This is a genomic window from Nocardia sp. NPDC058244, assembly GCF_042882065.1.
GTDB lineage: Bacteria > Actinomycetota > Actinomycetes > Mycobacteriales > Mycobacteriaceae > Nocardia.
The window spans coordinates 534,852-560,224 of the sequence record NZ_JBHVWX010000004.1 but is presented as its reverse complement, the minus strand read 5'-3'; the positions used below and the strand labels follow the sequence as shown (position 1 = coordinate 560,224).

25 protein-coding genes are annotated in these 25,373 nt (G+C 69.9%); 8 read left to right on the top strand and 17 right to left on the bottom strand.

Annotated features, from left to right (window positions below; genetic code table 11):
* Window positions 1-135 precede the first annotated feature (135 nt).
* The 3 genes from aztD to aztB form a co-directional block, all read right to left on the bottom strand.
* A complete protein-coding gene (aztD, locus tag ACFVW6_RS15755; RefSeq protein WP_378827263.1) occupies window positions 136-1,302 on the bottom strand; it encodes a zinc metallochaperone AztD in 1,167 nt (388 codons plus the stop codon).
* A gap of 26 nt (window positions 1,303-1,328) precedes the next feature.
* Window positions 1,329-2,237: a zinc ABC transporter substrate-binding protein AztC gene (gene aztC, locus ACFVW6_RS15750; protein WP_378827266.1), complete on the bottom strand. Its 909-nt coding sequence runs from the start codon at window positions 2,235-2,237 to the stop codon at window positions 1,329-1,331.
* A 221-nt stretch (window positions 2,238-2,458) separates the two neighbouring features.
* Entirely contained in the window at window positions 2,459-4,537 is a 2,079-nt protein-coding gene (gene aztB, locus ACFVW6_RS15745) for a zinc ABC transporter permease AztB (protein ID WP_378827268.1), read from the bottom strand.
* On the opposite strand from aztB, the gene aztA reads away from it, so the two are divergent.
* Complete coding sequence (aztA, locus tag ACFVW6_RS15740; protein ID WP_378827270.1) at window positions 4,529-5,203, top strand: zinc ABC transporter ATP-binding protein AztA; 675 nt, start codon at window positions 4,529-4,531, stop codon at window positions 5,201-5,203. The genes aztB and aztA overlap by 9 nt on opposite strands.
* A gap of 48 nt (window positions 5,204-5,251) precedes the next feature.
* Window positions 5,252-5,608, top strand: coding sequence for an iron chaperone (locus ACFVW6_RS15735; protein ID WP_378827273.1), 357 nt, complete (start codon window positions 5,252-5,254; stop codon window positions 5,606-5,608).
* A gap of 1 nt (window position 5,609) precedes the next feature.
* On the opposite strand, the gene ACFVW6_RS15730 is transcribed toward ACFVW6_RS15735, so the two are convergent.
* From ACFVW6_RS15730 to ACFVW6_RS15720, 3 genes are all read right to left on the bottom strand, one after another.
* A complete protein-coding gene (locus ACFVW6_RS15730; protein ID WP_378827275.1) occupies window positions 5,610-6,740 on the bottom strand; it encodes an NDMA-dependent alcohol dehydrogenase in 1,131 nt (376 codons plus the stop codon).
* 105 nt (window positions 6,741-6,845) lie between these two features.
* Complete coding sequence (locus ACFVW6_RS15725; protein WP_355278986.1) at window positions 6,846-7,370, bottom strand: DinB family protein; 525 nt, start codon at window positions 7,368-7,370, stop codon at window positions 6,846-6,848.
* A 70-nt stretch (window positions 7,371-7,440) separates the two neighbouring features.
* The gene (locus ACFVW6_RS15720) at window positions 7,441-8,505 is read right to left on the bottom strand and encodes a phosphotransferase family protein (protein WP_378828162.1); all 1,065 of its coding nucleotides are present in this window, start codon (window positions 8,503-8,505) and stop codon (window positions 7,441-7,443) included.
* A gap of 49 nt (window positions 8,506-8,554) precedes the next feature.
* On the opposite strand from ACFVW6_RS15720, the gene pabB reads away from it, so the two are divergent.
* Window positions 8,555-10,603: an aminodeoxychorismate synthase component I gene (gene pabB / locus ACFVW6_RS15715; protein WP_378827278.1), complete on the top strand. Its 2,049-nt coding sequence runs from the start codon at window positions 8,555-8,557 to the stop codon at window positions 10,601-10,603.
* Here the strand turns inward: pabB and ACFVW6_RS15710 are convergent.
* Window positions 10,600-11,082: a hypothetical protein gene (locus ACFVW6_RS15710; RefSeq protein WP_378827280.1), complete on the bottom strand. Its 483-nt coding sequence runs from the start codon at window positions 11,080-11,082 to the stop codon at window positions 10,600-10,602. The two genes, pabB and ACFVW6_RS15710, sit on opposite strands and share 4 nt — an antisense overlap.
* Before the next feature lie 147 nt (window positions 11,083-11,229).
* Here ACFVW6_RS15710 and ACFVW6_RS15705 point away from each other — a divergent pair, with 147 nt between their 5' ends.
* Window positions 11,230-13,026: a TerD family protein gene (locus tag ACFVW6_RS15705; RefSeq protein ID WP_378827282.1), complete on the top strand. Its 1,797-nt coding sequence runs from the start codon at window positions 11,230-11,232 to the stop codon at window positions 13,024-13,026.
* On the opposite strand, the gene ACFVW6_RS15700 is transcribed toward ACFVW6_RS15705, so the two are convergent.
* On the bottom strand, window positions 13,023-13,313 hold the full coding sequence (locus tag ACFVW6_RS15700; protein ID WP_110040221.1) for a hypothetical protein: 291 nt from the start codon (window positions 13,311-13,313) through the stop codon (window positions 13,023-13,025). The two genes, ACFVW6_RS15705 and ACFVW6_RS15700, sit on opposite strands and share 4 nt — an antisense overlap.
* Before the next feature lie 204 nt (window positions 13,314-13,517).
* Between ACFVW6_RS15700 and ACFVW6_RS15695 the strand changes: the two genes are divergently transcribed.
* Window positions 13,518-13,790, top strand: coding sequence for a hypothetical protein (locus ACFVW6_RS15695; protein ID WP_019045974.1), 273 nt, complete (start codon window positions 13,518-13,520; stop codon window positions 13,788-13,790).
* Window positions 13,791-13,956: 166 nt separating this feature from the next.
* Here the strand turns inward: ACFVW6_RS15695 and ACFVW6_RS15690 are convergent, their stop codons facing one another.
* Window positions 13,957-14,445, bottom strand: coding sequence for an FBP domain-containing protein (locus ACFVW6_RS15690; protein ID WP_355278975.1), 489 nt, complete (start codon window positions 14,443-14,445; stop codon window positions 13,957-13,959).
* Between the two features lie 279 nt (window positions 14,446-14,724).
* Between ACFVW6_RS15690 and ACFVW6_RS15685 the strand changes: the two genes are divergently transcribed.
* Window positions 14,725-15,291: a nucleoside deaminase gene (locus ACFVW6_RS15685; protein WP_378827285.1), complete on the top strand. Its 567-nt coding sequence runs from the start codon at window positions 14,725-14,727 to the stop codon at window positions 15,289-15,291.
* A 1-nt stretch (window position 15,292) separates the two neighbouring features.
* Window positions 15,293-16,249 (top strand): antibiotic biosynthesis monooxygenase, encoded by a 957-nt coding sequence (locus ACFVW6_RS15680; protein WP_378827287.1) that lies wholly within the window; start codon window positions 15,293-15,295, stop codon window positions 16,247-16,249.
* 13 nt (window positions 16,250-16,262) lie between these two features.
* On the opposite strand, the gene hpnE is transcribed toward ACFVW6_RS15680, so the two are convergent.
* Window positions 16,263-17,621: a hydroxysqualene dehydroxylase HpnE gene (gene hpnE / locus ACFVW6_RS15675; protein WP_378827289.1), complete on the bottom strand. Its 1,359-nt coding sequence runs from the start codon at window positions 17,619-17,621 to the stop codon at window positions 16,263-16,265.
* A 118-nt stretch (window positions 17,622-17,739) separates the two neighbouring features.
* Here hpnE and ACFVW6_RS15670 point away from each other — a divergent pair, with 118 nt between their 5' ends.
* Window positions 17,740-18,753 (top strand): TIGR03617 family F420-dependent LLM class oxidoreductase, encoded by a 1,014-nt coding sequence (locus ACFVW6_RS15670; protein ID WP_378828164.1) that lies wholly within the window; start codon window positions 17,740-17,742, stop codon window positions 18,751-18,753.
* A gap of 29 nt (window positions 18,754-18,782) precedes the next feature.
* Here the strand turns inward: ACFVW6_RS15670 and ACFVW6_RS15665 are convergent, their stop codons facing one another.
* The 7 genes from ACFVW6_RS15665 to ACFVW6_RS15635 form a co-directional block, all read right to left on the bottom strand.
* A complete protein-coding gene (locus ACFVW6_RS15665; RefSeq protein WP_378827291.1) occupies window positions 18,783-19,310 on the bottom strand; it encodes a cupin domain-containing protein in 528 nt (175 codons plus the stop codon).
* Between the two features lie 173 nt (window positions 19,311-19,483).
* Window positions 19,484-20,722, bottom strand: coding sequence for a VWA domain-containing protein (locus ACFVW6_RS15660; protein ID WP_378827293.1), 1,239 nt, complete (start codon window positions 20,720-20,722; stop codon window positions 19,484-19,486).
* An 85-nt stretch (window positions 20,723-20,807) separates the two neighbouring features.
* On the bottom strand, window positions 20,808-21,800 hold the full coding sequence (locus ACFVW6_RS15655) for a hypothetical protein (RefSeq protein WP_378827295.1): 993 nt from the start codon (window positions 21,798-21,800) through the stop codon (window positions 20,808-20,810).
* Between the two features lie 64 nt (window positions 21,801-21,864).
* Entirely contained in the window at window positions 21,865-22,485 is a 621-nt protein-coding gene (locus tag ACFVW6_RS15650; protein ID WP_378827297.1) for a response regulator, read from the bottom strand.
* Complete coding sequence (locus ACFVW6_RS15645) at window positions 22,482-23,624, bottom strand: sensor histidine kinase (protein ID WP_378827299.1); 1,143 nt, start codon at window positions 23,622-23,624, stop codon at window positions 22,482-22,484. Before ACFVW6_RS15645 ends, ACFVW6_RS15650 begins: the two co-directional genes overlap by 4 nt.
* On the bottom strand, window positions 23,621-24,424 hold the full coding sequence (locus ACFVW6_RS15640) for an ABC transporter permease (protein WP_378827301.1): 804 nt from the start codon (window positions 24,422-24,424) through the stop codon (window positions 23,621-23,623). Before ACFVW6_RS15640 ends, ACFVW6_RS15645 begins: the two co-directional genes overlap by 4 nt.
* Complete coding sequence (locus tag ACFVW6_RS15635; RefSeq protein WP_378827303.1) at window positions 24,421-25,362, bottom strand: ABC transporter ATP-binding protein; 942 nt, start codon at window positions 25,360-25,362, stop codon at window positions 24,421-24,423. Before ACFVW6_RS15635 ends, ACFVW6_RS15640 begins: the two co-directional genes overlap by 4 nt.
* Window positions 25,363-25,373 lie beyond the last annotated feature (11 nt).

Genomic DNA, 25,373 nt, shown 5'->3' with positions numbered 1-25,373 from the left:
ACCGCTTGAACCGCCGCGGCTTGTCTAGAAGCCACTTGGGCCACCGCCCAATGGGGGGCGGGCCGGCCCTGCGCCGGGCGGGCGGCCCCCGGCGGGCTTCGGTGGCAGGTCCCACCGATGCGCGCCGTCGGTCGATCAGTGTCCGGCGACGCCGCTGATCTCGTTCGGCGCCGCCGCCAGGGTGGCGGTGGCCGTGACCTTTCCGTCCGCCAGGTCGACGCGATGCACCTGCTTGGCCGCCGGGTCGGAGACGTAGGCGATCCCGCCGCGCACGAACAGCGCGGGCCGCGCGTCCTGCCAGTCGAGCGGTTCCTGCCAGCTGCCGAGCACCGGAATGGTCCGGGTGACGGTGCCCGCGACCGGATCGACGACGTGGATCTTGCCGTCGGTGCCCAGCACCAGCGCTTCGCCCTGCGGGCCGCGCCCCAGGGAGCGGAAGGTGTAGCTGGTGCCGATGTCGACCAGGCGCAGGGTGCCGTCGGCGGTGTTCACCAGCGAGATCCGCTGCGGCCGTTCCAGTTCGGCGTCCTTGTCGACCTTGTAGTCGCCGAGCACGATCGGTGAGTCCGCGCTGCCGGACATGTTGCCGATCCGGCCGTAGGGATCCGGGCTGGCGACCTTGGTGAACTTCCCGTCGCGATAGACCACGGCGCCGGTCTGGCAGCCGATCACCACCGCCTCGTCCTTCGCGGTCGCCTCGCCGTGCACGCCGGGGCAGTCCTCGTTCCTGGCGAGCTCCTTGCGATCCTGATCGAGCGCGACCGCGCCGACCCGCTTGTCCTCGGTGCCCAGGGTCACCACGAGCTGCCGGTTGCTCAGCTCGATCGCGACACCGTGGTGCGGTGCGGCCGCCCGATAGACCTCGGTCTTCGGCGTGCCGTGCGCGAGCTGCGCGGAGTCGAAGACGGTGACCTCACCCGATCCGTCGGCGAACAGCACGGTCTTGCCCGCGTGCCGCACGACGTGGCCGGGCTTGCGCGCGGGGAACTCGGTGCCGGTGAATTCCCGGTCGTAGGCGTCGAAGACGCGGAAGCCGTCCTTGGTCGACACCATGAGGTGGTCGTCGTCGCCCGCCGGGTTGAGCCGGTTGTAGCCGTCGAGCCGCACCTCGCCCTGCTGGGCCAGCGTGGCACCGTCGAGGACGTAGATGCCGCCGTTGTAGGTGAGCGCGATCGGCTCCGCGCCCGGCGTGTGCTCGTGGTCGTGCGCGGCGTCGTCCGTGCCGCAGCCACTGAGCGCGACCACCGAGGCGAAGACCCCGGACAGGGCCACCAGCGTGGTGGTCCGTGACCGACTGTGCATGTGCTGCTCCATTTCTCCTGCGTGAACTACGTTGTCGGCCCGGCCAGCCCGCGGGCGATGGCCTCGGTGTTGGCGCGGGCCATCTCGAGATAGGTGGCCGCGCCGCCGCCGGGCGCGGTGAGCGATTCGGTGTGCAGGCCGATCACCCGCACCGTCAGACCGGTGTGCTCGGCGAGGACGCGCGAGAGCCGGTCGGGCTGGGCGGAATCGGCGAAGATCGCACTCACGCCCGCGGCCCGGATGGCGGCGGCGAGCCCGTCGAGATCGGCGGCGCTGGGCGAGGCCAGGGTGGTGCCGCTGGGGATCACCGCGCCGATCACCCGGAAGCCGAATCGCTGTGCGAGATAACCGAAGACGTGATGGTCGGTGACCAGCTGCCTGCGGTCGGCGGGGATTGCCGCGAACCGGTCGGTCATCCACCGGTCGAGCTGATCGATCTCGGCGAGATAGCGGGCGGTGTTCGCGCGCACCGCTGCACCGTCGACGCCGTCCACCCGCGCGAGGACTTCCGCGCTGATCGCTTCGACGGCCGTGCGGACCCGCCGCGGGTCGGTCCAGAAGTGCGGATCGGGCTTGCCCGCCGACTCATCGGAGGTGTAGGCGATCGGGTCGACCCGTTCGGCCACCGCCAGCGTGGGGACGCCCGCCGCGGCCGCCGCCTGCACGTGCCGTGCGACGCCCTCCTCGAGGCCGAGTCCGTTGTGCACGACCAGCGCCGACCGTTCGATCTCGGCTGCCTGCCGGGCCGAGATCGCGAACGAGTGCGGATCGGCCCCGGCCTGCATGAGCACGGTGACCGGCACGGTGTCACCGACGACCGCCTTGGTCAGATCGCCGAGGATATTGGTCGTCACGACGATCCCGGAGCGATCGCTGTCGGCCGAACAGGCGCTGATCAGCGACATCAGCACGGCCACGCACAGCGCGAAGATCATCGCGGCAGGCCACGACCTCCGCCGGTGTGGACGACGGCTCCGAGCCGGCCGCAGGGTTCTCGTCCACCAGGAAGGGACGAGGTCGCGCGGCGGTCCCGGGTGGGAGACGCCGTCGCGCCTGCCGAAGGCCAGGACGTTGTCGCGGCCCAGGCCGAGACCACGGTTCGGGCTGCGGTCCACAGCCTGGCCGGGCGCTCCTGCGCGTCGGCGGGGTGTCGCGTTCACAGTCCGGTCTCCACGATCAGCGTCGGCGCGATATCCAGCGGAAAGTCGCGCGCCACACGAAGGTTGTCGTTGTAGGCGATCTCGTGGATGGCACGTGCGCGAATGTCGTTGACGTAGCCGCGATCCGGATCGACCTGGATCGCGGCGGTCTCGACCGGCCCGTCGACGAGGCCGAGACGTGCTGTCTCCGCTCCGGTTACCGGGTCGAGGCCGTGCAGGACGCCGTCGCGGGTGAGGATCAGCAGCGACGACCCCTCGCCCGCGGTGTTGACTGCCACCGCGTCGGCGATCGGCGTCGACCTCCAGGTCTTCGCCCTGATATCGAGCGTCCATACCCCAGTGCGTCCGGCGAGCGCGGTCAGCGTGGTGCTTCCCGGCCGATGGGTGAAGGCGGTCGCGCGCTCGGCGGACGCCGCCGGGTACGGAATCTTCTCGCTGACGAAACTGCCATCACGCTCCGCGACGACGAGAGCACCGTCGGCACAACCGAAGACGACCCCACGCCTGGTCACCGCCTGCCCCCGCGTCTCAGCGCAGGTCACCGGCTGCGCTTCCCCCGCCGCGCCGTCGCGCCCGCGCACCTCCACCCGCCCCGCACGATCGACGACGATCAACCGCTCCGCGTACGGCACCGCCACACCATCGATCCGCCGCGGCTCCCCCACTGTCCCTTCGCCCAGCGCGGCCCGATCGAACAGCATCGTCTCGCCACCCTCCGAGACGACCGCTGTGACAACGGGATCACTGTGGGCCGTGATCGGGCCCGGCTCCGCCGCCGCGAAATCGGTCGACCCGACCATCCGAATCGGCGCGCTGTAGTAGTGCCGATGATCGCCGTGATCGACGGTCCACGCGCCACTGTCCACGATCGTCAGACGGCCGCCGACAGCGAGGAAGCCGAAGCGGCCGTCCCCGGCCAACCGCACGGCGGCGCCATCCGAACTCGGCGAATGTGCCTGCGGGGAAACAGATTCCACAGCAGCGAGAGTGGTCACCCGCTCGGTGAGCAGGTCGACGATCCGCACCTCCCCCGTACCCGCGTCCGTCACGATCAACCGCGTCTGCGGCTCGGCCATCTCCTCGGCCCCCGCGACGAACCCGTGCGGCGTCTCCTCGACCATCGGCGGCTCCCCCGACCCACACCCGACCAGCGGCACGGCAGCGAGTGCGGCCACCGACGCGGCACCGAGCCGACGTGCGCCGAAGCGGTCGCGCAGCGCGGCGAGGATCGCCGACAGGAAGAACGCGGCGACCGCGACGGCGGCGATCGTCGCGCCCGCCGCGGTTTCCGCGTGCCACGAGACGAGCAGGCCGACGGCGGTCGACGCACCACCGAGCAGCGCCGCGACCACCATCACGACCGGAATCCGGTCCGACCAGTACAGCGCCGCGGCCGGCGGCGCGATGAGCAGGCCGAACACCAGCAGCGTGCCGACGACGTGGAACGACGCGACGATGGCCAGCGTCACCAGTCCGATCAGCGCCACCTGGGCGACCTTCGGCCGCAACCCGAGCGTGTGGGCCTTGCGCGGATCGAAGGTCGAGGCAACGAACGCCCGATGCCCCACCACCGTCACCACGAGCGCGATCACCAGCGCCGCAGCGAGATACCCCAGATCGCGCGACCGCACCGCCAGCACGTCACCGAACAAGAAACCGGTCAGGTCCACGGCGAACGACTGCGAACGCGACACGATGATCACCCCGGCCGCGAGCATGCCGACGAACAGCAGCCCGATCGCGGTATCGGGCGCGAACCGCTTGCTCCGGCCGAGCGCCGACACCCCGAAAGCCATGGCGGCGCAACTGATCGCGGCGCCGAGCAGCAGATTCCCGCCGAGCAGTGCCGCGACCGCGACGCCGGGCAGCATCCCGTGCGACATCGCGTCGCCGAGAAAGGCCATGCCACGCACCACGACCCAGGTCCCGGCCAGGGCGCACACGCACGACACGAGCAGCCCACCCCACAGCGCGCGTTGCACGAAGGCCACCTCGAACGGGGCGAACAGCCAATCCATAGCGCGAGACGATATACTGAAAATGATTATCGTTTCAATTGAGGTGAGATGCAGCACACAGAGGACAGCGCGATCACGATCGAGCGCTTGACGGCGGGCTACGGCGCGACGCCGGTGCTCACCGAGGTGTCGGCGACGATTCCGCGCGGACGGGTGACGGCGATCGTCGGCCCCAACGGTTCGGGGAAATCGACCCTGCTCGGGGTCCTGGCGGGCACGGTGCCGATCCAGGCGGGCCGGATGACCCGCGACACCACCCACCGACCGGCGATCGTGGTGCAGCACACGGCGATTCCACCGACCTTGCCGTTGACCGTGCGCGACACGGTGGCCATGGGACGGTGGGCGCGGCGCGGACCGTGGCGCCGCCTCACCCGCGCGGACAGGGCGATCACGCAGGCCTGCCTGGAGCGGATGGATCTCACCGCACTGGCGACGCGGCGGCTCGACACCCTCTCGGGTGGACAACGCCAGCGTGCCCTGCTCGCCCAGGCCCTGGCCCAGGAGTCCGATCTGCTGCTACTCGACGAACCGGCGACCGGCCTGGACGCGGACTCGCAGGCCGCGATCGCCCAGGTGCTGACCGAGGTCGGCGCGGCCGGGGTCACCGTCGTGCAGGCCACCCACGATCCGGCCGAGGCGGCGAGGGCCGATCATCTGCTGACGCTGGCCGAGGGGCGGATCGCCGCGGGTCGGCCCGGCGAGGTGGGTGCCCGGTCGTAGAATCGCGGGGCATCCGCTCCACCCGCTCGCCGCGCAGCAGGAGGAATCATGGCCGCGACACCGATCTCCGTGGACGCCTATCTGGCCGATCAACCGGAAGCTCAGCGCGCCGCGCTCCAGCGGATCCGCGAGACGATTCATCGCGTGCTGCCGGAGACGGGCGAGAAGATCAGTTACGCCATCCCGGCCGTCACCCTCGACGGCCGGGCGTTCATGTCCTTCGCCGGGTGGAAGGAACATGTGAGCGTGTACCCCGTCCCGGACGGGGACGAGGCGTTCGAACGTGCCGTCGCGCCCTACGTCGCGGGGCGTGGCACCCTGAAATTCCCGCTCGGAGAACCGATTCCGTACGACCTGATCGCGCAGGTCGCGGTCCGGCTCGCCGAGCGGGAACGCAGGCGCTGACTTACCAGTCGGCTTCGGTGAAGCGGATGATGCCGCGAATGTTCTTGCCGTCCAGCATGTCCTTGTAGCCCTGGTTGACCTCTTCGAGCGAGTAGGTGCGGGTGACCATGTCGTCCAGATTGAGCTGACCCGACTTGTAGAGCGACAGCAGGCGCGGCGCGTCCTGACGGGCGTTGCCGCCGCCGAAGATGGTGCCCTTCACCGTCTTCTGCAGCATGGACAGCAGGAAGCTGTTCATCTTCACGTCGCCGGCGTCCATGCGGCCCATCGAGGTGACGACCAGGGTGCCCGCCTTACCGGTCAGGATCAGGCCCTCTTCGATGTAGTCGCCGTGCATCTCACCCATGGTGAGGATGACCTTCTCGGCCATCCGGCCCTCGGTGGCGTCGATCATCGGCATGATCGCGGCGGCCATGCTCTCGTAGGTGTGGGTGGCGCCGAACTTCTGCGCCTGCTCGCGCTTCCACGGGTTCGGGTCGATCGCGATGACCTTCGACGCGCCGGAGAGCACCGCGCCCTGCAGCGCGCTCATGCCGACGCCGCCGATGCCGACGATGACCGCGGTCTCACCCGGCGACACCTGGGCGACGTGGGTGGCGGAACCGAAGCCGGTCGGCACGCCACAGCCGACCAGGCAGGCGACCTCGAACGGGATGGTCGGATCGATCTTCACGACCGAGGTGTGGTGCACCGTCATGTACGGGGAGAAGGTGCCGAGCAGGCACATCGGGATGACGTTCTCGCCGCGCGCCTGGACGCGGTAGGTGCCGTCCGAGATCGCCTGGCCCATCAGCAGGCCCGCGCCCAGGTCGCACAGCGCCATGTTGCCCGCGACGCAAGCGGGACAGCGGCCACAGGCCGGGATGAACGACAGGATGACGTGGTCGCCCACGGCCAGGTCGCTGGGGCAATTCGGGCCCAGCTTGGTGATGACACCCGCACCCTCGTGCCCGCCCATCACGGGGTACGACGGCATCGGCGTCGCGCCGGTGACGATGTGATGGTCGGAGTGGCACATGCCCGCCGTTTCCATCCGGATCTGCACTTCACCGGCGACGGGATCGCCGACCTCGATCTCCTCCACCGACCATTCCTGATCGATGCCCCACAGGATCGCGCCCTTCGTCTTCATGTCCGGTCGACCTCTCGCCAAGCTTGTGCCACGTTGTGATTGCACTCACCCTAACGAAGAATCGGCCAATTCTGAAACACGTTCTAGAAATTGTCCGAGAAAAATCTATCCGCGCACGTCATGGACATGATGGACGAGGTCGTGGAGGAAGTATCGGGACAGCGAGGTCACCGTGAACAGCGATCCGTCGCTGCGCGCGCCCCGCGCGCCGAGCCGATCCGCCGGCACCGCGGCGAAGGCGGCGGCGACCCGATCGGCGGCGGCCGCGAGTTCGGTCGCCACCACCGCCGGGTCCTGCCGGTCGTAGCGGTCGGCGACGGCGGTCGCGTCCTGGTCCCAGTTCTCGAAGCGCGGCGGCTCGACGCCGTCGTCGGCCAGCATCAGGGCCAGCCGGGCGTCGAAGATCCGGCACACGTCGCGCACGTGGGCGCCGTATTCGAGCACCGACCAGGTCGCGTCGTCCGGACGGACCCGCGCGTCGTCGCGCTCGAGCGCGGCGCCGATCCGCGCGGCGCTGTCGAGGGTCCGCTCGGGCACCGCCGCGTAGGCGGTCGCCTCGGCGTCGAATCCACAGTCGGGACACGCGCGTTCGAGGACCCAGGTCCAGTTCTTGGTGTCGGGAACGATCATGTCCCCAGCCTAGGATGTCTGAATCTTGCGATCCATCGATATTCCGCCAACCATCGGCGAGATCCGGGCATCACGCGGTCAGCTGACGGGCCTTCTCGAACAGTTCCAGGGTCACCGCGTGCAGGAAGTCACCGACCGGCTTGGGCGCCTTGCCCGCGAAGGCGCGGGCGTGCGTGCCCTCGAGCACGATGCCGAGCTTGAAGCAGGCGAGCACCTCGTACCAGGTCACCGCGCTCAGATCGCGGTCGGAGAACCGGCCGTAGTGCTCGATCATCTCCGCGGGCGTCGGCAGGCCGCCGACGGTGCCGAGGGTGCCCATCAGGCCGGCGCCGACGGTGCCTGGCACCGGCCGGGTGGCCAGCTGCCAGCCCAGGTCGAGCATCGGATCGCCGATGGTCGACATCTCCCAGTCGACCATCGCGGCCACCTGCGGTCCGTCGTAGTCGAACATCATGTTGGCCAGGTGACAGTCGCCGTGCATGATGCCCGGTGTCCAGGTGGCGGGCCGGTTGCGCTCGAGCCAGTCACCGACCTGCTCGACCCCCGGGATCCGCGGGCCGGGATAGCCCTCGTTGGCGGTGTAGGAGTCGAGTTCGCGCAGCCAGCGCGGGACCTGGCGTTCCAGGAAACCCTCGGGCTTGCCGTAGTCGTCCAGGCCGAGCGCCCGATAGTCGAGCGCGCCGAGCCGCGCGATCGCCTCGACCGCGGACAGGCCCATCTGCCTGCGGATCTCGGGATCGTTCGCGTGCAGCTCGGGCAGTTCGGTCTGCGGGTTGAAGCCGTGGATCGGCTCCATTAGATAGAAGACCGCGCCGATCACGGTCTCGTCGTCGCAGGCGGCGATGACCCGGGGCGAGCGCACCTCGGTGCCGTCGAGCGCGCCGAGGAGCCGAGATTCGCGGCGGATCACGTCGTTGCTCTTGGCGCGCAGATGCTTGGGTCCGCGCCGCAGCACGTACTCGCGATCACCACGGCGGAACCGCAACATGATGTTCTGCGTGCCACCGCCGATCGCGCTGACCGGGCCGAGCTCGCCGACGGGCAGGCCTCGCTCGTCCATCCATCGGCCGATCGCAGCGAAATCCGCGATCGCCGGGTCCACGTCGACCGGTTGCGAAACAGACATGGCGATCATTGTGCCCGAGGTGGGTCGTCCGTGGGCCCGGCGTAGGGTTTCTGCCACGATGCGGACGCTCTTGATCGACAACTACGACTCGTTCACCTACAACCTCTATCAGCTGATCAGCGAGGTCAACGGGAACGAGCCGATCGTCGTGCGCAATGACGAGGCCGACGGGCTCGCGCTGGCCGATTTCGACAATGTGGTGATCTCGCCCGGCCCCGGCCGACCCGATCGCGCGCGCGACATGGGGGTGTCGACGGCGGTGATCGCGGAGTCGACCCTGCCGCTGCTCGGTGTCTGCCTCGGGCACCAGGGCATCGTGATCGGCGCGGGCGGCACGGTGGGCCGCGCGCCCGAGGCCCGGCACGGCTACCTCGATCGGGTCTCCCACGACGACCGGGATCTGTTCGCCGGGCTGCCGCAGGATTTCACCGTCGTCCGATATCACTCGCTGGCCGCGCGGGAGCCGCTGCCGCCGGTGCTCGAGGTGACCGCGTCGACGAGCGACGGCGTGATCATGGGGGTGCGGCATCGCGAGCGGCCGCAGTGGGGTGTGCAGTTCCATCCCGAGTCCGTGTCGAGCGAGTTCGGCGCGGCACTCCTGCGCAACTTCGCCGACCTCACCAAGGCGCGCACGCGCGACGGCGCGCCGATCATCGTGCGCGGACCGCGCGAGGAGCCGCGCCGGACGGCGCCGGAGCGGCGATTCCGGCTGCGGCACAGCGTGATCGAGCGGGCCATCGACACCGAGGCGATCTTCCTGCGCCGCTACGCCGCGTCGCCGACCGCGTTCTGGCTCGACAGCGAACACGTCGAGCCGGGGCTGGACCGGTTCTCCTTCCTCGGCGACGCGTCGGGCCCGCACGCGGAGATCGTCGGCTATCGGGTCGGCGAGGGAGCCGTCACGGTGACGGACGGCGAGGGCGTCCGGTCCGTTCCCGGCACCGTCCTGGACTATCTCGACCGCGAACTGCGGCACCGGCACTGCGACACTCCCGATCTGCCGTTCGATTTCGCGGGCGGGTATGTCGGCTATCTCGGCTACGAGGTGAAGGCCGACTGCGGCGCGAGCGCGGTCCACCGCTCCCCCACGCCGGACGCCCAGTGGATCTTCGCCGACCGGCTGATCGTCGTCGATCACGAAGCGGGGCACACGCATCTGCTCGCGCTGACCGAGCACGACCTCGCCGCGGCGGATCGCTGGCTGGCCGAGACCGCCGCGGCCCTGGCCGATCTGCCGACCTGGGTCAATCCGGCCGACCTGCCCGTGCCCGCCGATCCGGATGCCGTGCAGGCGCATCTGGTGCGCGGTCGCGACCGCTATCTGGCCGATATCGCGGTCTGCCAGGAGCGGCTGCACGCGGGCGAGTCCTACGAGATCTGTCTGACCGACGCCGTGGCGGTCGCCGCGACGCCGGACGACGGGCTCGCCTTCTACCGGCGGTTGCGCCGCTGCAATCCGGCGCCGTACGCGGCGTATCTGCGGTTCGGCGGGCTCGATGTCGCCTGTTCGTCGCCGGAGCGGTTCCTCAAGATCGACCGCGACCGGGTGGTGGAGAGCAAGCCGATCAAGGGCACCGCGCCCCGTGGGCGGACCGTCGCCGAGGACGAGCATCTGCGGCTGTCGCTGGCCGACGATCCGAAGACCAGGGCCGAGAACCTGATGATCGTCGACCTGCTGCGCAATGATCTGGGCCGGGTCTGCGAGGTCGGCTCGGTGCACGTGCCGGAGCTGATGGCCACCGAGACCTATTCCACCCTGCACCAGCTGGTGTCGACGGTGCGCGGGACGCTGCGGCCCGAGGCCGGGGTGATCGACTGCCTGCGGGCCTGTTTCCCGGGCGGCTCGATGACCGGCGCGCCGAAGCTGCGCACCATGGAGATCCTCGACGAGCTGGAAACGCAGGCGCGCGGGATCTATTCGGGCACGATCGGCTTCCTCGGGCTCGCCGGTACCGCCGACCTGAACATCGTCATCCGCACGGCGGTCCGGTACGACGACGAGTGGCGGATCGGCGCGGGCGGCGCGATCGTCCTCGATTCCGACGCCGAGGACGAGTACGCGGAGATGGTGCTCAAGGCCGCCGCGACCTTCCGGGCCCTGCGCTAGCGGCGCTTGCCCTTGCCGGTGTCCGGTGGTGGTTCCTCGCCCGCGCGGCCGGTGATCCGGCCGAGCAACCCGACACCCGGCAGCTTCGCCAGCGCGCCGAAGAGGTCCTCGCCCAGCGAGATCATCGCCTCGAGCCGGGGCAGGAGCCGGTCGTAGGTGGCGAAGACCGGGTCGGCCAGCGCCAGGGTGCGATCGAGCCGGTCGATGGTGCTGTTGAGCCGGTCGACCGCGATCGACAGGTTCTCCACCAGATCCGGCAGCTGCGCGGCCAATTGCGCCGACGCCGGTGGCAGCCGCACCGCCGCGTCGAAGGCATAGCCCGCCGTCTGCTGCGCGGCGTCGATGGCCTGCCCCGCCGCCGTCTGCGCGGCTCCCACCGCGGCCTGCGCCGCGGACAGCAGATCGGCCCCCGGCACCTTTCGCCCCTGCGGCTCCGGCGGGGGCTCCGCGGCGCGTCCCCGCTTCTTCGGGTTCGTCATGCCACCACTGTGCCGCACCGAACACCAGGACGCAGGGATCCACCCCACCGTGTCCTGGGACAACGGTGCCTGATCGGAGGGGCCGCGCTTCGAGGGCGCCAGCGCTCCACAAACACTGTCGGTAGGGCGTGGCATCATGCGAGGACCATGGAACTCCGTAAGGGCGCGCACGCGCCGGTCCCGACATCGCTTCTCGCCGTGGTTCTTTCATGGCGGTCGGCGCATGCCGTCGACGCGCACGCGCTGCTGGTCACCGAGTCGGGGCTGGTGCGTGGCGATCGGGATTTCGTGTTCTTCAACGCCCCTCGGCACGCCTCGCAGGCGGTGACGCTGGATCAGGAGCCCGCGCCCGGCACGGCGCGGTTGAGTGTGTCGCTGCCGCGGACCGAGGCGGAGGTGGCGCGCATCGTCGTGAGCGCCTCGCTCGACGAGGGCACCTTCGATCAGCTCACCGAGCTGACGCTCACCGTGCACGCCGCCGACGGGCCGGTGGCCACGTTCGCACTGGACGCCATCGAGGACGTGCAGGCGATGATGTTCGGCGAGTTCTATCGGCGCGACGGGCAGTGGCGGTTCCGGGCGATCGGGCAGGGCTGGTCCGGTGGGCTGGCCGGGCTGGCCACCGAATTCGGCGTCACCGTGGACGAACCCGGCCGGGCCGCCGCGGATCGATCCGGAGTGCCCGCGCGGCCCGCTCCGGCGATGTCCGCTCGCGTCGCCGATCGCGCGGAGGTCGCCCTCGGTTCGCACGGCGATGCCTCGGTCGCCGCCGGGTACGCGGACACCGCGACCGACGATCCGGTCGACCCCGCCGGACGCGCGCTGCCACGTCCGCCCGCGCTCACCCGCCGCGTCATCGACGTCCCGCCACCACCGCCGCCGGATCCGGAACTCGCCGACTGGCATCCCGACCCGCAGGTCCCCGATCAGCTGCGCTGGTGGGACGGCGACGAGTGGACGACCAGCACCCGCACGCACGTGCGCGACAATCGCGCCCGCTGTCCCCGCTGCGACAACCCGCTGCGCCGCAAACTCTTCGGCGGGCACGGCCCGTGCCGGGCGTGCGCGGGCGAGATCGAGGAGTTCCTCACCCACTGGCGCACCCGCGCCCGCCGGGTGCTCACCGGCCCCGGCACCCTGTCCGAGGACTGGATCGAGGTGTGGGCGGCCCTGCGCTACCAGCGCATCGACGAAGAACGCGGCCGCGCGGTGCTGCGCGAGGCCGGGCTGACCCAGGTGGAGCGGATGGTCGCGTTCGCCTTCGCCGACGGCGAGGTCTTCGCCGACGAGCTCGACGCGTTCGAGCACGTGGTCAGCGAGCTGGCCCTGTCGGGCCCGATGGTCGAGGACCTGCGGCGCCGGATGCACCGCGGCCGCACCCTGTCCCGGCTCCGCGCGGGCGAACTGCCCACCATCGATACCCCGGGCCTGCACCTGGATCCCGAGGAACGCGTGCACCTGGATCTGCCCGCCGTGCACATCAGGATGCTCGCGCGCGGCCCGCGCAATACCGAGGGCCGGTTGATCGGCAGCTCCAAGAAGCTGCGTTTCGTCGGCGACGGCACCGGCATCGAGCTGCCGTGGAACCGCGTCGTCTCCGTGCATCCCGAGCACGGCACCGTGGTGCTCGCCGCCACGTCGGCGCGCGGCGGCGCCACCTTCGGCGTCACCGATCCCGACTATGTGGCGGCCGCGCTGGAAGGCGCGCTGCGCGTGGCGAAGCGCCTGGTCCTGACGCCGGGCCAGCGGGACAGCCGCAGCATCCCGCAGGACGTGAAGGCCCAGGTGTGGCAACGCGACGGTGGTCGCTGCGTCGAGTGCGGTGACGGCCACTACCTGGAGTTCGATCACATCATCCCGCTGAGCCGCGGTGGTGCGACGAGCGCGGCGAACCTGCAGATCCTGTGCCGAGCCTGCAACCGCGCCAAGGGCGCTCGGATCTAGCCGAGAATCGCGTTCATGATGGTGCCACCGCTGGTGGCCACCACGCCGCCGATCATGGCGCCGGCGATCATCTTGGGCGACTCCATGGCGCTGCCGTTCCACTTCTCCCAGGCGAACTTTCCGCCCGCGACGGTGATCGCCAGCACGCCCGACAAGATCATGAACCAGGTCAGGTACTGGACCATCTGCATGATCTTGTCCGACAGCGGCGGCGCCTCGGGCGTAGGGTTGCCGACCTGCGCGAACGTCGTGACAGTCTCGGCCATCGACGTCAGAATGATGCTCATAGCCTGCTCCCCTTTTCGCGTGATGCGAACTGCGTTCCAGCACTGCCGTATTCGAACGAGTCCAGGATACGGGCGCGCACCCCCGGCACACCAACAAAACCGATCGGTCCGCTCCGGGTGGGCGGCTGCGGCACCCGATTCGACCGGATAACATCAGCGACAGCAGTGCATCGCCGTTCCCCCGAGTACCGAGTGAGAGCAAACATGATTCTGGCCGCCGTCACCGATACCCTGGCGCAGATCGGCAATCCGACTCCCGAAGCACCCCCGATGTCGGACAAGATCTTGCAGCTGGTGCGTTACTTCACCTGGTTCATCCTGCTGTCGGGCGTCATCGCCATCACCTACGCGGGCGGCAGGTTCGCCTGGGAGAAGTGGACCGGCGGCGGACTCGAGTCGCCGAAGATGATCGCGGGCGCGATGATCGGCGGCGCGGTCGCCACCAGCGCGGGCACCATCATGAACGCCATGCTCTGATCCCTGTCCGCTCGGCGCGGTCCGGACAACTCCGGGCCACCTCGACCGGCAAGGCATCGCGACCCGAGTTCTCTTGTTCGGCAGGAGAACTCGGGTCGTCTGGCGTGCGGGGTCTCAAGTGTCGGCCCATGGCAGCTACCTCCTTACGTGTGGCGGGTCGGACCGGCTAGGTGTACAGGCGGTCCAGGAAGGCGAACAGGTTCTCGCGGACCCGCTGCGCCTTCTCCTCCGGCGTCAGGTCTTCGCGATACCGGCTGCCCAGCGCGGGCCGCTTCTTGTTGCGGGCGTACAGCGAGCAGGCCAGGTCGGTGCAGAGATAGCTGCCGACCGTGTTGCCGCGCCGACCCGACTCACCGGCCTTGTTCGCGGTCATCAGCGAGACGCCGCCGCCGGTGTGGGTGGTCAGGCAGAACGCGCACATCTGCGTCTTGCCCGAGCCGCCGGTCTCGTGCCGCAGGGCGACGCTCACCAGTTCACCGTCGCGCGGGACCGCGAGATAGCAGCGGCCCGGGTACGACGGATCGGTCCAGCCGAGGAAGTCGAGATCGTCCCAGGGACGGTCGTCGAGGTCGCGCGGCACGGACAGCCGTTTGGCGTCGCCCTTCGAGCAGTTGACGAACGATGACCTGATGTCGCGTTCGGTGACGGGTTCCATCGGAATGTCCTTTCGGTGTGGTGGTCACAAACGGTAGACAGGCTAACGATGCTGCTCGTGGTCGACAACCGATTTTCCGCCCCCGACCTGGGCACCGGAATCGCCGCTATTCCGCGCGAACCGGCCCGGAGGTAGATTCGAAAGGCGGCGGATTCGATCGGTCACCGCCGCCATCACGGCACACAGCTGCCGTCGACAGGACACCGGCGATCTTTCCGGATGTCCATGAAAATACGCCCACACTCAGCCGCGGTACCGACACTGCGAGGGACGATTTCGATGACACCCGATGAACTCATGGAAGAGGCATGCAGGCTGGCCAAGGAGTCGGTCGACAACAATTGGGGTGGCCCGTTCGGCGCCGTCATCGCGAAGGACGGCGAGATCATCGCACGAGGTCAGAACCGGGTACTGCTCACCGGCGACGTCACCGCGCACGCCGAGATCGAGACCATCCGCAAGGCGGCCCAGGTTCTCAACGGGGAAGCGCCGTCCATTTCCCGGGAACACCAGAACGAATCGACCCTGACATTGGTCCCGCGCCCGGAGGGATCCGCCGACAAGCTGCCCGAACGCGCGAAAATGTTGATGGGAATGGAGATCTACATCAGCGGCGCGCCCTGCCCCATGTGCATGAGCGCCATTTACTGGGCACGCCTCGACGCCGTGCATTTCGCGAGCGACCTGGCCGACACCAGCGAGATCGGATTCGACGACGCGTTCCAATACGAGGACTTCACGCGGCCGCTGCCCGAGCGCCGGGTGCGCATCGAACAGTTCCGCCGCGATCTGGGCGCCGTCGCGTACAAGGCGTGGGCCGAGAAGCCCGACAAGCACCCGTACTGACATGCCGGCCGCGAAGGCCGTGCCGCCCGCCGCGGCGACGGTGATCATCACCCAGCGGTTGCGCGCGGGCCGCGAGGCCGAGTTCCGGCGGTGGCAGGCGGAGGTCAACGACGCCGCGGCCGGTTTCCCCGGGTTCCTCGGCGCCGATGTCACCCCGCCGGGCGACACCGGGGCCGAGTGGTCGGTGCTGTACCGGTTCGACGGCATCGACCATCTGAAACGCTGGCTGGACAGCGAGACGCGGCGGGACCTGCTCGCGCGCGGAACCGGGTTCTTCGAGCGGCCGTCGACCCAGCACGTCCTGGTCGACGAGCCGGACGGCGAGGTGGCGACTGTCGTCGTCTCGCATCCCGTGCCCGCCGACCGCGAGACGGAATTCGTCGCCTGGCAGGCCCGCGTGACCGAAGCCGAGCGGACCTTCCGCGGCTTCCGCGGGTCCGAGCTGCACCGGCCGATTCCCGGTGTGCAGGACGAGTGGACGATCGTCTATTCCTACGCCTCGGTCGAGGATCTCAACGGCTGGCTCGAGTCCCCCGAGCGCCAGGCGCTGCTGGCCGAGGCCCCCGACTTCCGCGACTTCGAGGTCCACCGCATCGCCAACCCCTACGGGTCGTGGTTTCCGCCGACCACCGGGCCCGACGGCGGTCCCGCCTCGTGGAAGACGGCCCTGTCGGTGCTGGTCGGCCTGTATCCGACGGTGGTGATCCTCACCCTGGCGATCGACGAGCTCTGGCCGAGCGCCCAGCTGTGGCTGAGTCTGCTGATCGGCAACATCCTGTCGGTCAGCCTGCTGACCTGGGTGGTGATGCCGATCGTCACCCGCGCGCTGGGTTTCTGGATGCGCCCCGACCGCGACCCGCGCACCGACGTGCTCGGCCTGGTCTGCTCGATCGGTTTCCTGACCCTGGCCGCGCTGTTCTTCTATCTGGTGACGAGGGTGTTCTGGACCCTGCCGTGAGCGCGGTCCGGCGCTACCGGTCGAGGAGCGCCGCGACGGCGCGTTCGGCGCTCTGGACGGCGCTTTCCATCGTCGCCGACCAGTCGGTGCGGGTCCAGTCCCCGGCCAGCATGAGGTTCGGGACCGAGGTGCGCTGGTCGGGGCGCAGGTTGTCGGTGCCGAGGACCTGGGAGAAGGTCGCTTTGGGCATCTTCACCACGTGGCCGGTCACGACCTTCGCGTCGGCGGCTTCCGGGTAGTAGCGGCGGATGAGGTCGATCTGCTCGGCGACGATCTGCTCGTTGCTCTTGTGGATCTGCTCGTAGGCGCCGCTGGTGGTCAGACAGTACAGCCAGGTGCCGTCGGGGGTGCGGCCGTGCATGCGCTGCCGGTCGAAGACCTGATCGATCACCCCGGTGCCGCCGATCAGCGCCTCCATGGCCGACGCGGTCTTCAGCGGCCGGTCGAGATACAGGTTCGTGCTCACGATCGGGGTGACGTTCAGTTTGTCGGCGGCGGCATAGATTTCGGCATGCTCGGGCAGGTCGTCGAGGAGGCCGCCGATGTTGGAGTTCGGGACGGCGCAGATCACCGCGTCGGCCTCGAGCACCGTGCCGTCGGCCAGCTGCACACCGGTCGCCCGGCCGTCGGTGACGACGATCTTGCGGGCCACCGCCCGGTAGCGCACGTCGACGCCGTGGCGTTCGAAGACCCGCTCGGCTCCGGCGATGTAGAGGGTGTCCAGGTCCACGGTGGGGTATCCGATCGTGACGGCCGCCCGGTCCCGCATGCCGATCCGGACCCCGGTGGCCAGCACGTCGGCGAACACCTTCGCCGACTCCCGGTCCACCGGTTCCGCCGCGATCCCGAGCGCGAGCCAGTCCCACAGGGCTTCCCTGGCTTTCGCCGGCATGCCGACACGCTGGAACCACTGCGCGGTGGTGAGGTCGGCGAGGTCACGCGGCTGCCACAGCGCCTGGCGGACCAGCGTCAGCGCGGAGCGCAGCGCACGCAACCGCTCCAGCGGGCCCGCGTCCGGGTGCGCGCCCATCAGCGTGCGCACCGCGCCGAAACCCTTGGTGTACAACATGACCGCGCGCCCGCCCGGCCAGCGCAGGCTCCCGGCGCCGGGGAACTCCACGTACTGCCGGGTGCCGACGCTGTCCAGATACCGCCACAGGCTGTGATACCCGCTGGCCACCACGTGCTGGCCGTTGTCCGCGAGATCGTCCACCTCGGCGACGCGCATCGCCTGCGTGCGACCGCCCAGCCGAGCCCGCCGCTCCAGCAACGTCACCTGTTTCCCGGCCTCCGCCAGCCACACCGCGGCGGCCAACCCGGCCAGACCACCCCCGATGACGACGAACCGGCGCGAATCGCGTGCACCCACCATTGAGACAATGTAATTCAATTGCTCTCTTTATATCGCCAGAACGGCGGAGCGGCATCCGCCCGTAGCGCGGACACAGATGTTCGGACGCAAGCAGAATGCGGGGATGACGCGAGGACCTCTGAAGGTGGATCTCCAGCTGGACGGCCGCCCGGACAACGCCGCGGCCCGGGCGGCGGAACTGGCCGCCTGTGGCGCCGACGGCCTGTTCACCTTCGAAGGCCCGCACGATGTCTTCCTGCCGTTGACACTGGCCGCCGGCACCGCCCCGGTCGACCTGATGACCAATGTCGCCATCGCGCTGCCGCGCAGTCCCCTGCACCTGGCCCACGCCGCCTACGATCTACAGCTGCTCAGCCACGGCCGGTTCCGGCTCGGGCTCGGTTCGCAGATCCGTCCGCATATCGAGAAGCGCTACGGCGGAACATGGTCGCGGCCCGCCGCCCACATGCGCGAGACCGTCCTGGCGGTCAAGGCGATCCTCTCGACCTGGCAACATCGCACGCCGCTGCGATTCGACGGGGAATTCACCCGGCACACCCTGATGGCGCCCACCTTCGATCCCGGTCCCAATCCCTATGGGATGCCCGAAGTCTGCCTCGGCGCCCTCGGCCCGATCATGACCAGGGTGGCCGCCGAAGTCGCCGACGGTCTCCTGATCATGCCCTTCAACAGCGCCCGTCATCTGGCCGAACGCACCTGGCCCGCGATCGAAAACGGGCTCGACCGCGCCGGGCGGCAACGCGCCGACCTGGCGGTGTATCCGCAGGTCATCGTCGCGATGGGCCGGACCGCCGACGAGCTGGACGCGGCCTCGGTGGGCGCGCGGCGCCTGCTCGCCTTCTACGGATCGACGCCCGCCTATCGCCCGGTGCTCGAGGTGGAGGGCTGGCCCGACCTCCAGCCCGAGCTCAACGCGCTGTCCAAGCGCGGCGCGATCGCGGCCATGACCGATCTGGTCGACGACCGGATGCTCGGCACGCTCGCCGTCCACGGCACACCGGAGCAGTGCGCCGCCGCCATCCGGACGCGCTTCGGCGGCTTCGCCGACCGGATCTGCTGCTATTTCCCGGGTTACGCCGTCGCCGACGCCGATATCCGCGACCTGATCGCCGCCCTGCGGAACGGCGCGTAGGCTCCGCAGCGACCAGGGCGACCTTCCGCTCAGCGCTTGGCGGGCAGCATCACCGCGACCATCGTCACCGGCTTGTCCGTCCGATTGCTCCAGGCGTGCTTGATCCCGCGATTGATCACGGTGTCGCCCGCGCGCAGCAGGGTCTCGCCGGTCTCGTAGATCGCGTAGATCTCGCCGTCGATGATGGTGGCGATGTCGACGGTCTCGGTGGCGTGCAGGCCGACGATCGCGTCGTCCTCGGCCTTGGCGTCCTCGCCGTGCAGGTTGCCGATCGACTCCGCGTACACCGCCGGATCGATCTCGGCATCCGGCGGGAAGGTCGCCAGCCGAACCACCACACCCGCCGCGGGCGGATCCAGTTCGACGTCGGCGGCCAGGGTGTCACCATCGGCCATGGCCGCGGGCAGCGCGTCGACCCGCCAGACGTCGTTCACCGTGAACGCGGGCAGCGCGACCCGCGTCGCGGTGTTCTCGTCGACCGCGATGGCCGACTTGCCGTCCGCGTCGAGCCCCGCGATCACGCGCCGCGCGACCTTGGCCAGATGCTCACCACTCATGACATCACCCTTCGATCCGGAGCCGAACCGCTCGACCCTCATCTCATAGATAATATATTCAATATCACACTAGATGATCGCGCAAGGACTTGCGCAGAACCGGGTCGGGGTGGTCGCGGCCGCGCCGCGCGACCTCGCGTCGTCCGGCGCGGGCGGAAGCAATGGGTCCGGCGCTACCGGAGGATGCCCGCGGTGCGGGCGGCGCGGAGCCAGTCGGGGAATTCGCCGAGCAGGCGGCGGTAGAGTTCGGCGTCGTCGACGCGGTCGATATCGTCGATGGCGAAGAAGCCCGCGTTGTCGACGACGCGGCCGTCGAGTTCGTCGAGGGTGCGCAAGACGCCGAAGTTGGCCTTGCCGAGGCCGATGAACTGCCAGAAGGCGGGCAGGGCCGCGGCTTCGCGCATGAGCGCGGCGATTTCGCGTTTCTTGGCGAAGCCGCCGTCGGTGAAGAACAGGACCAGGGTGGGGGCGGCGCCCGCGGTGAGGGTGTCGATGACGGCGCGCATCACCGGGAGTTCGTCGTTGCGGCCGCCGATGCTGTCGTAGTCGATGCCGTCGTGGGTGCCGGTCAGGTGGAGGTAGGTCTGGGCCCACTGCTCGCCGCCCGCGACGGTGATGTCGGGCAGTTTGGCGAAGGTCAGCGCGTAGAGGTAGGCCTCGAGGGTGCCGTCGTCGTCGAGCTGGGTGGCCACCGGGATCATCCGTTCCACCACGCGGTGCACGGTGCCGCCGCGATACAGCTTCTGCATGCTGCCGGTCTTGTCGATGACCAGCACGACCCGCGCCCTGGTGCCGAACGCGCTCTTGTCGAGGAGCACCTTCGCGACCTCGCGCTTGCGCAGGTCCAGCTTCTCGCGCTTCTCGAACGACAGGGCCGCCTCGCCGGGGACGGTCCGCACCTCGGGCTGGGTCGCCACCGCGGGCTCGTCGTCGACGCTCACCCCGTGATCGGTGACCAGATCGGCGAACCCGCCGGCATACCCCTGCCCGACGGCCCGCACCTTCCACTGCTCACCCCGCCGGTACAGTTCGAGCGCGATCACCACCGACTCCCGGTCGAGCCCGTCGATCACGTACTCGTACAACGGGTTCCCCGCCGCGTCGGACACCGCGGCCACCGGTGCGACCGCACCGCCGAACGTCGTCCCTTCGGCCGCGACGGTGATCACCGCGCGAATCTGCTCGATGTCGGCGGGCACGGCCGCGAACGTCACCGCGAGCGCCGTCCCGTCGAGCCGAACACCTGGCGCCTGGGGCTGGTTGAAGAACACGAAATCGGCGTCGGAGCGCACTTTTCCGGCCCCGGTCACCAGCAGCGCCGACAGATCGGCCGGCACACCGCCCCGGACGGTCAGCACCACCTCCGGCTGCGCCAACCCCGCGTTCTGCCCCTTCACCAGCTCAGCAGCCACTGTCACTCCTCCATCGGCCGTCCTGCCCACACCCTAAGCGCCGCGACGCAGGCGGGCAGCGCGATCCCGCGACCAGATGCCGCTGTCAGCAGCGTTCGTACCGGCGCGCGAAATCCGTCGACTCGGGCGAGACCTCCCGCTCGGATCCGGGACAGCCGCCCACCAGAACACCGAAACCGAGATCGGGACCATCGCGCCGGACGATCTGGTAGTCGACCACGGCACCGAGCCGGGCGAGGTGCGGAAGATGCCATTCGGCGAGCTGCCGCGTCTGTTCGGCGCTGAATTTCTCCGCATCGGGCGGGAACACCATGACTTTCATGGCGCGTCCCGCGGTGTCGGGCGGGTCGATGACCGATATCTCGACGATCGCTCGGGTGGGTGGATCGGTCAGCAGCCGCTCCCACAGATCGAGTTCACTGTCGGACGGGAAGCGGCGGGGGCGGCTCCCGTAACCCAGACTGGGCTCGAGCGACGAATGCCCGCTGGTCGACCACTTCGCATGATCGGAGGACACCGCCCAAAAGTTGGCTGCCAGTTCGGGAAACCCGGCGATGATCCGGCGCATCGCCGCCGTCGCGTGGTGAGGTTCGGTCGCCGAGCCGGCGCTGACTTCGATGGTGCTGGACCAGCGGATCTTCGCACCGGTCCGGGCCGCCGACAGCCGGGACCAATCGGATACCGCGTTCGCTTCCACGTCCACGTTCCGCCCGAACAGCCAACTTCCGTAGTAGGAGTCCGACCCACGGTCGATATCGAGCAGGGTCGATTCGCCGTGATACTGCGGCGGGAGCTGCTGGGCGGCCATGGTCCGGACGACAGCCGCCGCCTCGGCCGGGGTGGCCTCGTCGTCGAGCCGCACATCGAGCTTGGAGGTGTAGTACGAGTTGTGGCCGTAGGGGTGGTAGTCGAACGAGTGTGCCGCGTCGGCCACTCCGGGAAGATCCTCGACCGCGGACTCGATCGCCCGCGACCAGCGGTCGCGCTCGGCTTGATCGGGACCCTGCGGAAACAGGGAACATCCGGTCAGCAGGATCGCCGCCAGCGCCGACACGAGGGCGAGCACAGTGAAACGCACGACATTCATCCTGCCAGCGGCAGGCACGAGTGTCGGGTCGAGCACCGATGACCTTGGGCGCGTACTAGATCCAGCCCTTCTCCCTGGCCTTGAGGGCGGCCTCGTAGCGGTTGGAGACGCCGAGTTTGCTCATCGCCGAGGACAGGTAGTTGCGGGTGGTGCCCGGGGACAGGTGGGCGCGGCGGGCGATATCGTCGACGGAGGCGCCGTCGGCGGCGAATTCGAGGACGTCGGCCTCGCGCGCGGTGAGGACGGTGTCGCCCGCGCTGATCGCCTCGGCCGCCAGCTCCGGGTCGACGTAGCGGCCGCCCCGGTGGACGGTGCGGATCACCTCGGCCAGGGTCGCCGCCGAGGTCGTCTTGGGCAGAAAGCCGCGCACCCCGGCGGCGAGCGCGCGTTTGAGATAGCCGGGCCTGCCGTGGCTGGTGACGATCAGCGTGCCCGCGCCCGGGGTGATCCGCTGCAGCTCGACGGCGGTATCGATGCCGTCGATTCCCGGCATCTGCAGGTCGATGACGGCTACCGCCATCGGCTCGTCCGCGTCGGCGCGGCGCCGCCACAGGTCGACGAGTTCGGAGCCCGATCCCACGTGCGCGACGACCGTCAGATCGGCCTCGAGCCCGAGCATCGTCGCGAGCGCGGCTCGGATGAGCGTCTCGTCGTCGGCCAGGTAGATCGGAATCACATCGTCTCCCAGTGGATTTCGAGGGTGAATTCCTCGGCGATCGCAGTGACGTCGAGGGTCGCGCCGACGGCGGTGAGCCGCTCGTCCAGGCCGCGCAGCCCGGAGCGCGCGCCGATCGCGGCATGCGGGCGGTCGTTGCGCAGCGACATCCCGGCGCCGCCGAGTGCCAGCGTCGCGGTGGTCGCGGCGGAGTGCTCGACGATATTGGTCGTCCCCTCGCGCACCACCCAGGCCGCCACCTCGTGGAATCGCGGCGGCACGGCGGCCGCGTCGCCTTCGACGACGAGCTCGCAGCCGACCGCAGAGAGCAGCGACCTGGCCCCGGCGACCTCGCCCCGCAGGTCGATATCGCGGTAGCCACGGACCAGCGCGCGCATGGCACCCATCGACTCGACGGCGAGCATCCGCACCGCCTCCATCTCCGACTCCGCGTCCGCGTGCTGACCCGATCGGGAAAGCGCGACGGCCAGTTCACTTTTCACCGCGATCGCGGAGAATCCCCGCCCGACGACATCGTGCAGATCGCGCGCGAAGCGCAAGCGTTCCTCGGCGACCTGCAACTCGGCTTCGACGAGTTTCGCGCGGTCGAGTTCGTCGATGATGCCCAAGCCCCACACGGTGAGCAGCGTGACCGCGACGGCGAAGAAGCCGGTGCCGAGGAACACCGCCGCGGCCTGCGGCGCGGCTCCCTGTGGGAGCCCGAAGACCAGCGCCGTGGCCAGGGCGAGTCCGATCAGCAGCCACCACCTGTGCCGGACGAACGGCACGACGGCGAACATCGCGAACATCGTCGCGAATCCGCCGGCCGCCCGCGCGGTGTCGACGATCCGCTCGTCGGTGGCCAGCAGGGACACCACCGCGCCGATCCCCCACAGCCCGGCCAGCGTGGCTGTAGCCACCGGCAGCAGCCACGGCCGCGCCACGATTCCGCGCCTGGTGGCGAGATCGGGCTGCGCTTCCACCGCCGCGACGGCCGCGATCCCGCCGAGGACGATCACCGGGATCGCCAGGCCCGAGGAGGCGGACAGGGCCATCGCGGCCACCACCGTGACGATGGCCGCCTGGAGGGTGAGCCGCGAGTACAACCGGAACTTCGCCGCGCTCGACAGCTCGTGCCACCAGGCGGTCCAGCGCCTCATCCCCGATCGTCCCAGCGGAAGCTCTTGCGGGTCAGCGCGAGTGCCAAGACCGTCCATATCGCCAGTGTCGCAAACGCGGGGCCCGACGCGGTGACGGTCCCGACCGGGCTCAGCACCGGATCGGTCGCCGCGGCCGTGGCCGTCTTGCCGGACGCGCCGAGGAACACCAGGTCGGAGACGGCGGCGAACGGCGTCCAGTCGGCGAGCACGGCCAGCCGATCGGGCAGGACGGTGCGGATCGAGGCGAGCCCGAGCATGGCCAGCAGCATCACCGGCAGCGAGGTGATCTGGGCGGCCTCGGCGTTCTTGGTGACCGCGCTGGTCGCCAGCGCGAGCAGCGCGAACACCCCGATCCCGCCGACGAGGGCCGCGATCATCAATACCGGATTGACCGGTGCGGGCGCCCCGCTGCCGTAGACGACGGCGGTGACGGCGACCGCGCACGCCAGGGTCACCAGCACACCCGGAACCGCGGGCGCGGCCTGGATCTGCCAATCGGCGGCCTCGCCGGTGCGCAACCGTTTCAGCACGCCCTCGCTGCGGCGGGTCGTCACCATCGACAGCACCGAGTAGTACTGCACGAATACCAAGGCCATGAGCGCGAGCATCTCCACGGCCACCGCGGCCATGGCGGCCGTCGGCGCGGTGTCCTTGCGGGCGATGAAGTAGGTGGCCAGCGGGATCCCGACCGGGAACAGCGTCGCCAGGTAGACGAGGGTCTTGTTGCGCCGGAACTGCAGCCACTCGGCCGCGGCGAGGGCGGCGAGCGGACGGCGGCGGGGCGCGGTGGCGGTGGTCATCGTCGGGCTCCGATCAGTTCGGTGGCGGGCGCGGGGGCGTCGTGGTCGCCCGCGATGTCGAGGAAGACCGATTCGAGGGAGGCGGCGCGGGCGTCGAGCCCGGCCAGCCGGACGCCGGCCTCGCGTGCCCAGTCGAGCAGGGCGAACAGGTGTCCCTGCAGGTCGTCGGTGCTGATGGTGACGCGCTCGCGCGCCTCGATCCGCGCGCCGCGCAGCGGCGGCACCGGCAGTCCGGGATGGTCGAAGACGATCCGCGACGGATGACCGTCGACGATCTCGCGCAGGGTCCCGCGCCGCGCGACCGCGCCCTTGTCCATGATCACGATGCGGTCGGCGAGCGACTCGGCCTCGTCGAGGTAGTGCGTGGTGAGCACCATCGTCACCCCGGCCGCCTTCAGGTCGGCGAGTAATCGCCAAGTCGCGCGGCGGCTTTCGGGGTCGAGGCCGGTGGTCGGTTCGTCCAGGAACAGCAGGCGCGGCTGACCGAGCAGCGCGCAGGCCAGGTCGACACGGCGTTGCTCACCGCCCGAAAGCGAGCCGACCCGCACCGTCGCGCGGTCGGCCAGGCCGACCTGGGCGAGCACGGTGTCGACCGTGGTCGGCGTGCTGCACGTCCCGCGCCACATCGCCAGTGTCTCGGCGACGGTCAGTTCGGCGGGCAGTCCCCCGGACTGCAGCATGATCCCGACCCGCGGACGCACCTGATCGCGATGCCGGATCGGGTCGAGACCGAACACCTCGACCCGGCCCGCCGACGGCGCGGCCAGCCCCTCCAGCATGTCCAGCGTCGAGGTCTTGCCCGCGCCGTTGGTCCCCAGCAGCGCGAACACCTCCCCCTCGACGACGTCCAGATCCACCCCGGCGACGGCTTCGAAGGCCCGCGCACCGCGACCGTAGGTGCGGCGCAGCCCGTGTGCGGCGATGACGATGTCGTTCATCGTGTGCCCCT

Excerpts from the sequence above, each read along its gene's own strand:
- aztD (WP_378827263.1), bottom strand. The coding sequence starts at position 1,302 with ATGCACAGTCGGTCACGGACCACCACGCTGGTGGCCCTGTCCGGGGTC.
- aztC (WP_378827266.1), bottom strand. The coding sequence starts at position 2,237 with ATGATCTTCGCGCTGTGCGTGGCCGTGCTGATGTCGCTGATCAGCGCC.
- aztA (WP_378827270.1), top strand. The coding sequence starts at position 4,529 with ATGCAGCACACAGAGGACAGCGCGATCACGATCGAGCGCTTGACGGCG.
- ACFVW6_RS15735 (WP_378827273.1), top strand. The coding sequence starts at position 5,252 with ATGGCCGCGACACCGATCTCCGTGGACGCCTATCTGGCCGATCAACCG.
- ACFVW6_RS15730 (WP_378827275.1), bottom strand. The coding sequence starts at position 6,740 with ATGAAGACGAAGGGCGCGATCCTGTGGGGCATCGATCAGGAATGGTCG.
- ACFVW6_RS15725 (WP_355278986.1), bottom strand. The coding sequence starts at position 7,370 with ATGATCGTTCCCGACACCAAGAACTGGACCTGGGTCCTCGAACGCGCG.
- ACFVW6_RS15720 (WP_378828162.1), bottom strand. The coding sequence starts at position 8,505 with ATGATCGCCATGTCTGTTTCGCAACCGGTCGACGTGGACCCGGCGATC.
- pabB (WP_378827278.1), top strand. The coding sequence starts at position 8,555 with ATGCGGACGCTCTTGATCGACAACTACGACTCGTTCACCTACAACCTC.
- ACFVW6_RS15710 (WP_378827280.1), bottom strand. The coding sequence starts at position 11,082 with ATGACGAACCCGAAGAAGCGGGGACGCGCCGCGGAGCCCCCGCCGGAG.
- ACFVW6_RS15705 (WP_378827282.1), top strand. The coding sequence starts at position 11,230 with ATGGAACTCCGTAAGGGCGCGCACGCGCCGGTCCCGACATCGCTTCTC.
- ACFVW6_RS15700 (WP_110040221.1), bottom strand. The coding sequence starts at position 13,313 with ATGAGCATCATTCTGACGTCGATGGCCGAGACTGTCACGACGTTCGCG.
- ACFVW6_RS15695 (WP_019045974.1), top strand. The coding sequence starts at position 13,518 with ATGATTCTGGCCGCCGTCACCGATACCCTGGCGCAGATCGGCAATCCG.
- ACFVW6_RS15690 (WP_355278975.1), bottom strand. The coding sequence starts at position 14,445 with ATGGAACCCGTCACCGAACGCGACATCAGGTCATCGTTCGTCAACTGC.
- ACFVW6_RS15685 (WP_378827285.1), top strand. The coding sequence starts at position 14,725 with ATGACACCCGATGAACTCATGGAAGAGGCATGCAGGCTGGCCAAGGAG.
- ACFVW6_RS15680 (WP_378827287.1), top strand. The coding sequence starts at position 15,293 with ATGCCGGCCGCGAAGGCCGTGCCGCCCGCCGCGGCGACGGTGATCATC.
- hpnE (WP_378827289.1), bottom strand. The coding sequence starts at position 17,621 with ATGGTGGGTGCACGCGATTCGCGCCGGTTCGTCGTCATCGGGGGTGGT.
- ACFVW6_RS15665 (WP_378827291.1), bottom strand. The coding sequence starts at position 19,310 with ATGAGTGGTGAGCATCTGGCCAAGGTCGCGCGGCGCGTGATCGCGGGG.
- ACFVW6_RS15645 (WP_378827299.1), bottom strand. The coding sequence starts at position 23,624 with ATGAGGCGCTGGACCGCCTGGTGGCACGAGCTGTCGAGCGCGGCGAAG.
- ACFVW6_RS15640 (WP_378827301.1), bottom strand. The coding sequence starts at position 24,424 with ATGACCACCGCCACCGCGCCCCGCCGCCGTCCGCTCGCCGCCCTCGCC.
- ACFVW6_RS15635 (WP_378827303.1), bottom strand. The coding sequence starts at position 25,362 with ATGAACGACATCGTCATCGCCGCACACGGGCTGCGCCGCACCTACGGT.